At 37.6% G+C, this 10,631-nt stretch carries 10 protein-coding genes; 4 read left to right on the forward strand and 6 right to left on the reverse strand.

Annotated features, from left to right (window positions below):
• Positions 1 to 2: 2 nt before the first annotated feature.
• From A5819_RS05865 to pplA, 3 genes are all read right to left on the reverse strand, one after another.
• Entirely contained in the window at positions 3 to 1,082 is a 1,080-nt protein-coding gene (locus A5819_RS05865; protein WP_086277566.1) for an FAD:protein FMN transferase, read from the reverse strand.
• A 93-nt stretch (positions 1,083 to 1,175) separates the two neighbouring features.
• Positions 1,176 to 1,343, reverse strand: coding sequence for a hypothetical protein (locus A5819_RS19200; RefSeq protein ID WP_176271369.1), 168 nt, complete (start codon positions 1,341 to 1,343; stop codon positions 1,176 to 1,178).
• A gap of 160 nt (positions 1,344 to 1,503) precedes the next feature.
• Positions 1,504 to 2,433: an extracellular electron transfer flavoprotein PplA gene (gene pplA, locus A5819_RS05870; protein WP_086277568.1), complete on the reverse strand. Its 930-nt coding sequence runs from the start codon at positions 2,431 to 2,433 to the stop codon at positions 1,504 to 1,506.
• Positions 2,434 to 2,701: 268 nt separating this feature from the next.
• Between pplA and A5819_RS05875 the strand changes: the two genes are divergently transcribed.
• The 4 genes from A5819_RS05875 (at position 2,702) to A5819_RS05890 (ending at position 6,744) form a co-directional block, all read left to right on the forward strand.
• Complete coding sequence (locus A5819_RS05875; RefSeq protein ID WP_086277569.1) at positions 2,702 to 4,609, forward strand: NAD(P)/FAD-dependent oxidoreductase; 1,908 nt, start codon at positions 2,702 to 2,704, stop codon at positions 4,607 to 4,609.
• 109 nt (positions 4,610 to 4,718) lie between these two features.
• Positions 4,719 to 5,141, forward strand: coding sequence for a NusG domain II-containing protein (locus tag A5819_RS05880; RefSeq protein ID WP_086277571.1), 423 nt, complete (start codon positions 4,719 to 4,721; stop codon positions 5,139 to 5,141).
• A gap of 16 nt (positions 5,142 to 5,157) precedes the next feature.
• A complete protein-coding gene (locus A5819_RS05885) occupies positions 5,158 to 5,718 on the forward strand; it encodes a Gx transporter family protein (RefSeq protein ID WP_086277572.1) in 561 nt (186 codons plus the stop codon).
• Between the two features lie 39 nt (positions 5,719 to 5,757).
• Entirely contained in the window at positions 5,758 to 6,744 is a 987-nt protein-coding gene (locus tag A5819_RS05890; RefSeq protein ID WP_086277574.1) for a polyprenyl synthetase family protein, read from the forward strand.
• 40 nt (positions 6,745 to 6,784) lie between these two features.
• Here the strand turns inward: A5819_RS05890 and gor are convergent, their stop codons facing one another.
• From gor to A5819_RS05905, 3 genes are all read right to left on the reverse strand, one after another.
• Complete coding sequence (gor, locus tag A5819_RS05895; RefSeq protein WP_086277575.1) at positions 6,785 to 8,137, reverse strand: glutathione-disulfide reductase; 1,353 nt, start codon at positions 8,135 to 8,137, stop codon at positions 6,785 to 6,787.
• A 65-nt stretch (positions 8,138 to 8,202) separates the two neighbouring features.
• Positions 8,203 to 9,444 (reverse strand): U32 family peptidase, encoded by a 1,242-nt coding sequence (locus A5819_RS05900; RefSeq protein WP_086277577.1) that lies wholly within the window; start codon positions 9,442 to 9,444, stop codon positions 8,203 to 8,205.
• A 13-nt stretch (positions 9,445 to 9,457) separates the two neighbouring features.
• Positions 9,458 to 10,378: a peptidase U32 family protein gene (locus A5819_RS05905; RefSeq protein WP_086277579.1), complete on the reverse strand. Its 921-nt coding sequence runs from the start codon at positions 10,376 to 10,378 to the stop codon at positions 9,458 to 9,460.
• Between the last annotated feature and the right edge of the window lie 253 nt (positions 10,379 to 10,631).

The following is a 10,631-nucleotide window of genomic DNA, read 5'->3' on the forward strand; positions in this document are numbered from 1 at the left end:
CCTTATTTCAGATCTTTACGATCACCCAATGTATAACCTGAATCTTTTCCTAACTCAAAAACCTTTTCAATATCTTTACTTACAAATACGGTATCCTCTTTTGTAACAAAAATCACATCAACATCTTTCAAGCCTTCAGCGTACTCTAAACCTTTTTTGACCCCCATTGAAAATACAGCTGTTGAAAGTCCATCGCCATCGATCGATTCCTTCGTGATCACAGTGACACCTGCGATATCATTATCGAAAGGATAACCTGTTTTAGGGTCAAATAAATGATGGTATTTTTTACCATCTACTTCTAAAAAGCGCTCATAAATACCAGAAGTTACTAATGTTTTATCGCTTTCTTGAATCGTTCCGACTACTGTATTACGGGCTTTGTTAGGATCTTGTATTCCTACATTCCAGTCCATATCTTTACCACGAGGGCTATGTCCTAGCACATAAACATTTCCACCTAAATCCACAATTGCAGTCGTTACGCCATTATCTTTCAAAACTTTCACGACTTCATCTGTAATAAACCCTTTGGCGATTGCACCTAGATCAAGTTGCATTCCTTTTTCTTCAAGATAGACCGTTTTATCTTCATCATTTAATTTTACTTTATGATAATCAACTAATTTTAACGCTTGATCGATTTCTTCTTGTGAAGGTTTACGAGCATCATCAAAGCCAATATGCCATAATTGTGTGATTGGACCGATTGCCATATCAAAACCACCGGAAGAGTCTTCACTATATTCATATGCTCGTTTCAATAATGGGTAGATATCATCAGAGACTTTGACTGGTTTGATCCCAGCTTGTTCGTTGATTTCATCGATTTCAGACCCTTTTTCGTTGACTGTGATTTTATCGCCTAGTTCTTTCACTCTGGCAAAGGCTTTTTCTAATACCTCTTCTTTGCCGTCATCATAGATTCTCACTTGTACATAAGTTCCTAATAGCGATTGCTGATCTGAATAAGGTTCTTTGTTGATTTTGGTTTCTTCCTTCTTATCTTTTGAGTTACATCCTGCCAAAACAGCTAAAAATAGTACTGTCATTAAGATGATCAGTGATTTTTTGTTTTTCATCGTATCCCTCTTTCTACATAGAAAAATTGTCTTATTTATAGTAGCGCTTTTTCGCTTGAATGGAAAGGATTTTCTATCTGTTATTGGTGCGGTTTAGTGAAATGAATGCAGTGATTTGTTTGGACTTTTGGTATTTGCGGCTCCTTGCAGTCGCCTTGGACTGTTTTCATCATCTGCTCTGGCAGAGCCTGTTGGGCTATTCTTTTGATTGACATTTACTTTTCTAGATACAGTTACCTCTGTTTTTTGTGAGTCAAGCATTGGGTGATTCTTAGTACGGTTACTTCTCTACCTTTGATCGCCAAGTACTGTTCATCATCTGCTCTGCGTAGCAATCGCAGTGATTCACAGCAAAAAGCAGAATTCAGAGCAATCTCTGAATTCTGCACACATATCTTTTTTGTTTTACTTATGTGAAAAATTATTTTTTCATTACAATGTTGTCTACAACGATTTCGTTAGTGTCGCCTTTTTCAGCAGCATTCACTAATTGTTCAGCGTAGATCACAAATGAGTGAGAACTGTGAGTTGCACCAGTTACTACTTCTACGTTTGCAGCTGAACCGTCTTTTTCGTTCATTGCTTTCACTAATTCTTCGTTTAAAGTTTTAATGTATTCAGCTGGGCCTACGCCTGATTTGTCTTTCATGTTTTTGTTGTAGTCAGCGTCATCTTTTTTAGATTTGCCTTCGTCATTCACATTATCGTAGTTAGATTCAGTTACTTTACCATCTTTTACAACGATTGAAAATTCAGTGTGGTAGCCATTTGAATTATTTTTTTCTTTCAATGCATACGTACCATCTTTAAGATCAGCACCATTGTCGATTTCGATAGTTTTAGTATCGCCTGCTTGAGCTGCTTGAATCAATTGTTGTGCATAGTTTTGGAATGATTCACTTGAGTGAGTCGCACCAGTTACTACTTCTACACCATCAGCGCTTTGTGCTTTAACAAAAGAATCATTTAATTCTTTGATGTATTCAGCTGGGCCTACGCCTGATTTGTCTTTCATATTTTTTTCGTAGTCTTTATCATCTGCTTTTGATTTACCATCAGCATTGATATTGTCATATTTAGATTCAGTGATTTTGCCGTCTTTAACAGTCATTTCAAATGTTGCACGGTAACCATTAGATTCATTTTTTTCTTCTAATTTATAAGTACCATCTTGTAAATCTGCACCAGCTTCTTTTTCTGCTACTGTAGAAGATTCAGCTGTTTTTGATGTTGCAGTAGTTGATTCAGAAGATTTCGCTGTGTCTTTTTTTTGATCTGATCCACATGCAGCTAATAAAAGAGATGAAAGTGCGATAGCTGTGAAGCCCTTTACAATTTTGTTCATTTTCATTTTTGTTCACCTTTTCCTTTTCTTAAACATTCACAATTTTTTGTTTGTGATATAATTTACATTCTATAGAAATTTCCAATTATGTCAATTAAAGTTATAAAAGAAAGACAAAATTTTACCCGTTTTTCACGGCTTTTTAATAAAAAAAATTTATTTCCTATATTTAAGAATTGTTATTAGACAAAACCTAAAAATGGCTATATAATGAATTCGATTGTGTAATTATTATCATTTTTCATTTCATTTATTTTTAAGGAGCGGATTATCAATGACAAAACAAAAAATTGTCGTTGTGGGAGCTGGTTATGCTGGAGTTTCAGCTACTAAATTTTTAGCCAAAAAATTGAAAAAAGATTCTGACGTTGAGATTACTTTAATTGATCGTCATTCTTACCACACCATGATGACTGAGTTGCACGAAGTAGCCGGAGGACGTGTTGAGCCTTCAGCGATTCAGTACGATCTACAACGTTTATTCTCACGTAAAAAGAATGTCACTCTTGTAACTGACACTGTAACTGGTATCGATAAAGACAAAAAAGTTGTTCAAACAGAGTTAGGTTCTTATGAATTTGACCAATTGATCATCGGTATGGGTGGCGAGCCAAATGATTTTGGTACCCCTGGGGTTAAAGAACATGGTTTTACTCTATGGTCGTTTGAAAACTCTCTGAAAATTCGTGAACATATCTTGGAAACAGTTGAAAAAGCAGCAATCGAACCAGATCCAGAAGTTCGTAAAGCGATGCTAACATTTGTTGTCTGTGGTTCAGGATTCACTGGTATTGAAATGGTCGGCGAATTGATCGACTGGAAAGATCGTCTTGCAAAAGAATTTAAACTTGACCCTAATGAATTTACTTTAATGGTCGTTGAAGCAATGCCAACAATCTTAAACATGCTTTCTCGTAATGATGCAGCGAAAGCTGAACGTTACTTAGAGAAGAAAAATGTGAAATTGTTGCTTAACGCACCAATCGTTGAAGTAGCTGCAGATCATATCAAATTAAAAGATGGTTCTACAGTTCCAACACACACATTGATCTGGACTGCTGGTGTTAAAGCGACTTCTGATGCTGCTGACTTCGGTTTAGAATCAGCTCGTGGCAATCGTTTGATTGCAAATGAATATATGCAAGCGAAAGGCTATGAAGATAAAAACATTTATATCGTTGGTGACTTGGTCTATTACGAAGAATTCCCTGAAACACCAACACCACAAATCGTTCAAGCTGCTGAACAAACTGGTCACACAGCTGCTGCAAATATCGTAGCGGACATCAAAGGCAGTGAAAAACACAAATTCAAAGGTAATTATCAAGGATTTATGGTTTCTATTGGTGCTAAATGGGGTGTCGCAAACTTATTTGATAAAATTCATCTTAGTGGTTTCCTAGCGATCATCATGAAACACATCGTTAACTTGAAATATTTCTTTGATATTCGTTCTGGTTACTATATGTTCCAATATATTATGCATGAGTTCTTCCATATTAAAGACGATCGTAATGTAACACGTGGACATTCTTCTCGTTATGGTAATGTTTTATGGAGCGTTCCTTTACGTGTATTCTACGGTATGGTTTGGTTAGTCGAATCGATGAAGAAAATTGTCGGTACTGGCGATTACTTGAAACCGAGCACTTGGTTTGGTGATGGTTCATGGTTTACTGATAAAGTTGCCTTCCCATTCCCTTGGTTACAAGAACAAGTAACAACAGGTGCATCTGCTGCAGGTGGTGGCGCTGAGGCAACTGAAACGACAGCTAAAGCTGCTCAATTCGGTTTAAGCTATGCCTATGGTGAAGAGCCAATGCAAGTCTTCGATCATATGCCTAAATGGTTTGAAAGTGTTATGAAATTCATGATGCCTAACCAAGAAGTCGCATTGTTCATGCAAAAATTTATGACAATCGTTGAAGTCTTGATTGCTTTAGCGTTGATCGCTGGATTATTCACTTGGTTAAGTAGTGCTGCAACAATTGGTTTAACCATTGCATTCTGTTTATCAGGCATGTTCTATTGGGTAAACATTTGGTTTATCTTTGTAGCCTTCGCTTTAATGAATGGTTCTGGACGTGCGCTTGGTTTAGACCGCTGGGTTATCCCTTGGGTTCAACGTACACTAGGTAAATGGTGGTACGGAACACCTAAGTCCAGATATGGCAGTAAATAATTACTTCTTATAGTAAAAATCTAAGAGAGTTCTAGGTTTGCTCCTAGAACTTTCTTTTCTCATTATGATAGAATATAAGAAAATAAACACTACAAGGGAGAGGATAGAAATGGACATTAAAGAATTTGTCAAAAAAAGCTATATACGTCCGTGGGATATTGTGATCATTGTTTTCTTGATTCTCAGTTCTTTCTTGCCCCTTGCAGTATTTAGCATGCAAAACACAGCACAAGATGACGCGACAAAACAAGCAGTACTAAAAGTGGATGGTGAAGTAATCAAAGTCTTCGATTTAAAAGAAGGCGGCCCCACATATACATACAAATACGAGGACTCTGATGGAGACTATAACTTGATCGAAGTCAGTGGTGATAAAATCCGCATGGTAGAATCAAATTGCGGAGATCAAATTTGCGTACAACGAGGTTGGATATCTAAAGCAGGAGAAACACCTATTGCCTGCTTGCCCCATAATTTATTCATCACAGTTGAGGCTTCTGATGGGAGTGAGGATGGCAGTTTGATTTATTAAACACTGTCAGTATATTATGAGTAAATTACAAAAAAACATCTATATTTCCATGTTAGTCGCACAGGGTGTGATCATTGGATTGATTGAAAATATGATTCCTTATCCTTTTGCTTTTGCCCCTGGTGCTAAACTAGGACTGGCTAATCTAATTACCATCATTGCTATTTTTACAATGCGAAAAAGAGATAGTTTCTTTTTGGTCTGTATGCGTCTAATTTTAACGACACTGCTTGGCGGAACGATTTCCACTTTCTTTTATAGTGCCAGTGGTGCCTTACTTAGCTATTTAGGGATGCTACTCATCATGCAATTAGGTCCTAAACGCGTCAGTATTATTGGAATTAGTGCGGCAGGTGGATTTTTACACAATGTTGGGCAATTATTAACCACTTGTTTCTTTGCTCAATCATGGGCTCCTATGCTTTATCTGCCTTTCCTTTCTTTTTTCGGCTTATTATCCGGAATTGCAATCGGGATTGCAGCAAATTACCTACTGCGCCATGTTCAAACTCTACGCCAATTTCAGCTAAATTACGAATCAACGACCAAACATAAATGGAGCCAATATTTTCAATAATATTTTATTCTGACTGAGTACAATCAAAGGAGTCATCTTATGAACATTCATCCCATGTGGAAAAAATATCCTGAACTAGCAAAAGAATTAAACAACACGTTAAAATTGATGGAAAATAGTGTTGCTCTAAAAAATAAAGATGTCGAAGATGCAGTCATGTCGATGATTCATTCCGGCGGTAAGTTACTTCGTCCAGCTTATCAGCTTTTATTTTCACAGTTTGGCGAAAAAAGAGAACCCAAAAAGGCTGTTGCTTTAGCGGCAGCGATTGAATTATTGCACACTGCAACATTGATTCATGACGATATCGTAGACGATGCTGATATCAGACGTAGTTTACCAACTATTCGTTCTCAGTTTGGCAATAGCACAGCTGTTTATGCGGGTGATTATTTGTTTGTCAGCTGTTTCAAGTTACTTGCTGACTACTCTTCTTCTTTAAAAAGTATCCAGTTAAATTCACGGAGTATGGAAAAAATATTAAGTGGTGAACTGGGACAAATGGATAATCGTTATAATCTTGATATGACGATTAATCAATACTTAGAAAATATTTCTGGTAAAACTGCTGAACTTTTTTCACTAAGTTGCTTTGTTGGAGCTTATGAAAGTGGAACAACTGAACGTTTTGCTAAAAATTGCGGAAAAATCGGTGAAAACATTGGGATTGCTTTTCAAATTATAGATGACGTTTTAGATTATACCCAAAGTCCAGAACAAATCGGAAAACCTGTGTTGGAGGATGTTCGTCAGGGAATCTATTCATTGCCGCTTTTATATGCGTTAGAAGAAGGACGAGACACCCTACTTCCTTATTTGAAAAAAGGTGAAACATTAACTGACTCTGAAACAAATAAAATCTATGAATTGGTTCATTCATTTGGTGGAGTTGAGAAAGCCCAAAAGCTTGCACAAAAATATACGCAGCAAGCTTTAAAAGGTATTCAGAAGCTACCTGAAACTCCCTCTAAAGCTAAAAATGAGCTCTTGGAAATCACACAAGCCATTCTTGCACGAACAAATTAAAAAACACGGATAAAACGTTTGACGTTTTATCCGTGTTTTTTTATCTCATCGTTACAAATTCTTCCGAACCTGTCGGGTGAATTGCCACAGTATTATCAAAATCTTTTTTCGTAGCCCCCATTTTGATTGCTACTGCAAAACCTTGCAACATTTCATCAACCCCTAAGCCAATCCCATGCAATCCAACAATTTTCTCCTCTTCGCCGACACACACTAGTTTCATATCGCATTTTTGACGATACTCACCTAAAGCAAAATACATTGGTGTAAAAGTCGATTGATAAATTTTGATATTTTCATCCCCATATTTCTCTTCGGCTTCTTTTTCAGTTAAACCAACTGTAGCAATTGTTGGGTGCGTAAAGACCACAGTTGGAATTGTTTCATAATCTAAATACTCATTTTCTTTTCCGTTGAATAAACGCTCTGATAATCTTCTTCCTGCGGCAATTGCCACGGGTGTTAAATCGATTTTGCCAATCACATCGCCAACAGCATAAATACCAGTTTGTGTTGTATTCTGGAATTTATCCACTTTTACATAGCCTTGGTCTGTCAGCTCAACATGTGTATTTTCTAGCCCTAACGTATCTGTATTAGGTTGACGACCAGTTCCAAATACAATACTATCAGCCGTGATTTTAGTTCCGTTTTCAAAAGTGATCATCAATTCTCCTGATTCAAACTTTTCAATCGAACGAGGAGTTGAATGAGGATAAATATGCATGCCATCTTCAGCATAATGCTCAACTACTTTTTCTGATAACATTTCATCGAAACCTCGTAATGGACGGTCTTTTCTAAATGCCCAATGTGTCTCAGATCCTAATCCGTGAATGGTTCCAGCAAGTTCAGCAGCTATGTAACCTGCTCCAACAAAGACTACTCGTTTTGGTAATTCTTCTAAAGCAAAAAATCCATTAGAATCGATTGCATATTCTTCACCTGGAATTCCTAATTTTTTAGGTCGTCCACCAGTTGCAATCAAAATATTAGGAGCTGTAAAACATTCGCCTCCTGCTTCGACTGTGTGATCATCAACAAACGTTGCATACTCTGCTAAAACTTCTACATTATTACTATCTAACCCACGATGGTAAGCCGCATGTAGATTATCAATGTATGCCTCACGATTTTGAACGAGCTTTTTAAAACTGAAGGACTTGACCTCTACATCCATTCCATACCCTGCTGTATCTCGTTTTATCATTTCCATCATTGAACTTGCTTGCCACATCACCTTTTTAGGTACACAACCAACATTCACACAAGTTCCGCCAATATCAGCCGCTTCGATCAATAAAACCTTAGCCCCATGCATCCCGGCACGATTAGCAGAAGCAATTCCACCACTGCCACCGCCGATTACGATATAATCATATTGTTTTGCCATTGTTCACTTATCCTTTCTGCAATGAAAGGGACAAGCTGTAACAGCCAATCCCTCAATCAAAATATTTATTTCTTTTTACGAATCATATCACCAACTGCTACTGGTTCTTCAACTGGCATTGTTAAAATCATCATTGGATTTGGTGCTCGATCAATTGACTCGTTCTCTTCATTATACATAACATCTACTGTTTGATGGAAGTGTTTGAACCCAGGACCGTAAAATTCAATTTCGTCGCCTACACTAAAATGATTTCTTTGACGAATCGTCGCGACTTTCGTTTCAGGATCATACGCCATCACTTCCCCGATAAATTTATATTGTGGGATCTTGCGACGTTCTCCAAATAACTGTTCTTCATCGGTTGGTACATGGTAATAAAAGCCAGTTGAAAGCTCTCTTTGCGCGACTTTCCAAAGCTCATCGATCCATTCTTGTTTGCACTCATAATTTTCAGGATCTTCCATATACGTATCAACCGCTTTTTTGTAAACATTCGCTACTGTAGAAACGTAGTGAATTGACTTCATTCGGCCTTCGATTTTAAAGCTATCAACACCATTTTGGATCAATTCAGGAATATGTTGAATCATCGCCATATCCACCGCACTCATTGAAAATTCTTCTTCCACTTCACCTTTATCAGTCAAACTTGTACGTTCAGCGCCAAAAGGCATATCATAAAGTTCGTATTTCCAACGACAAGATTGTGAACAACCACCACGATTCGCATCCCGCATCGACATATGATTAGACAACGTACATCTACCAGAATAAGAAATACACATTGCCCCATGAATAAACGCTTCAATTTCCACATCTGTATTTTTGCGGATTTCTGCGACTTCGTCCATGGATACTTCACGCGCTAAAACCACACGTTCTAATCCTTCGTTTTTCCAAAACTCTAATGTTTCATAGTTTGTCGCTGATGCTTGTGTAGATAAATGGATCGGCAAGCCTGGCGCTTCCGCTGCACAAATTTCAATCAAAGCTGGATCAGAAACAATGACTGCTGAAATCCCAACATCACGAATTTCTCTGAAAAAGTCTCCTGCTCCTTCTTGATTTCCTTCATGTGTAACCATATTTGCTGCCACATAAACTTTTGCCCCATGTTCGTTGGCAAACGCTACACCTTCGATCATGTCTTCTTTTGTAAAATTCCCGGCACGGCTACGTAATCCATAAGCATTACCACCAATGTAGACTGCATCTGCACCGTAGTGAATAGCTGTTTTTAGTTTTTCTAGCGTCCCTGCGGGTGCTAAGACCTCAGGACGCTTCAGTGTTCGTTCGTTTGTCATATGTTTTTTCTCCTTATTTTATCTCGTCTGGATCCAAATCAAAGAACCCGATATCTAAACCACGATTTTCTGGGTGAAGAGCTTCTATTTGTTCAATTGCCACTTGTGCTTGCTCACTCGACCAAAGTTCGGCTTCTATTTTTTCCTTAGCATCTGCAAATAGTTCCGCTACTTTTACGAAATTTTCTCCAGGCGCATAAATACCATCAAGCTTCCACTTTGTGTAATTATGTTCATGAAGTTTGTCTAGCTCACCAATTAAATTGACATCATTATTTGCAAAAATATGAGTACCATGACTGTCTTCATAAATGGAATAGTGTGTTTCTTCCTTTTTAGGCTCAGATATAAATAGCCCACGCTCTTTACTAGCGGATTCATCATTTTTAGTAAAATTATAGTAATTTTGCAACAATGGACGTTTTGATTGATGAATACATGTAGCGCCATATACAAGGACTTCAGCTGGAACCATCAAATTATCCTTCATTGCTTTCATTTCTTCAAAAGGAACTTCACGAGCCAAAACTGCACCGATTGATCCACGTTTTGCCCAGAAATTAATTTGACGAGAGCTAGTTACTAAGGTTTCTCCATCATAAATATATGGAATGTCAATCCCGTCACGTTGTAAAACAAATACTACCCCTGGATCTCCAACAGTTATTTGATCTACGTTGATTTCTTGCAAAAAAGTCAAATACTCCGGGACCTGCTTCATTTTTTCTGGATGCATGATCCCGTTTAACGCAACAGTCACTTTTTTCCCAGCATGATGGGCCTTTTCTGTAATAATACGCTGTTCCTCACGAGAAAATGACGTTGGCAAGCGCAACCCGAACATCTCTTCTCCAATGTATAAAGTATCTACCCCTACTGCTAATAACGCCTCCGCTTGTTCAACAGATTCAGCAGTCGCAATAAGTTCTATCATTTTGTATCCTCCTTTAAAAGCTAAATGGGCTCGTTTAGCTCTGACTGAAAAATAGGAAATAAGGAAGGTTGTGTTTTTTGCCACCATTCATATTTATCTTTTTTCTGAAGAGCTAGCCCATGAAGCTAGATAATTTAAAAGCTGAATGAACCCGTTTAGCATCGACCGAAAAATAGAAAAATTTGAATGTGACGTTCTTAGTCACAGGCTAATTTTATCTTTTTTCCGAGATGCTGGTTCATGAAGCTAGATA

The sequence above is a fragment of the Enterococcus sp. 7E2_DIV0204 genome (assembly GCF_002140855.1).
GTDB lineage: Bacteria > Bacillota > Bacilli > Lactobacillales > Enterococcaceae > Enterococcus_L > Enterococcus_L lemimoniae.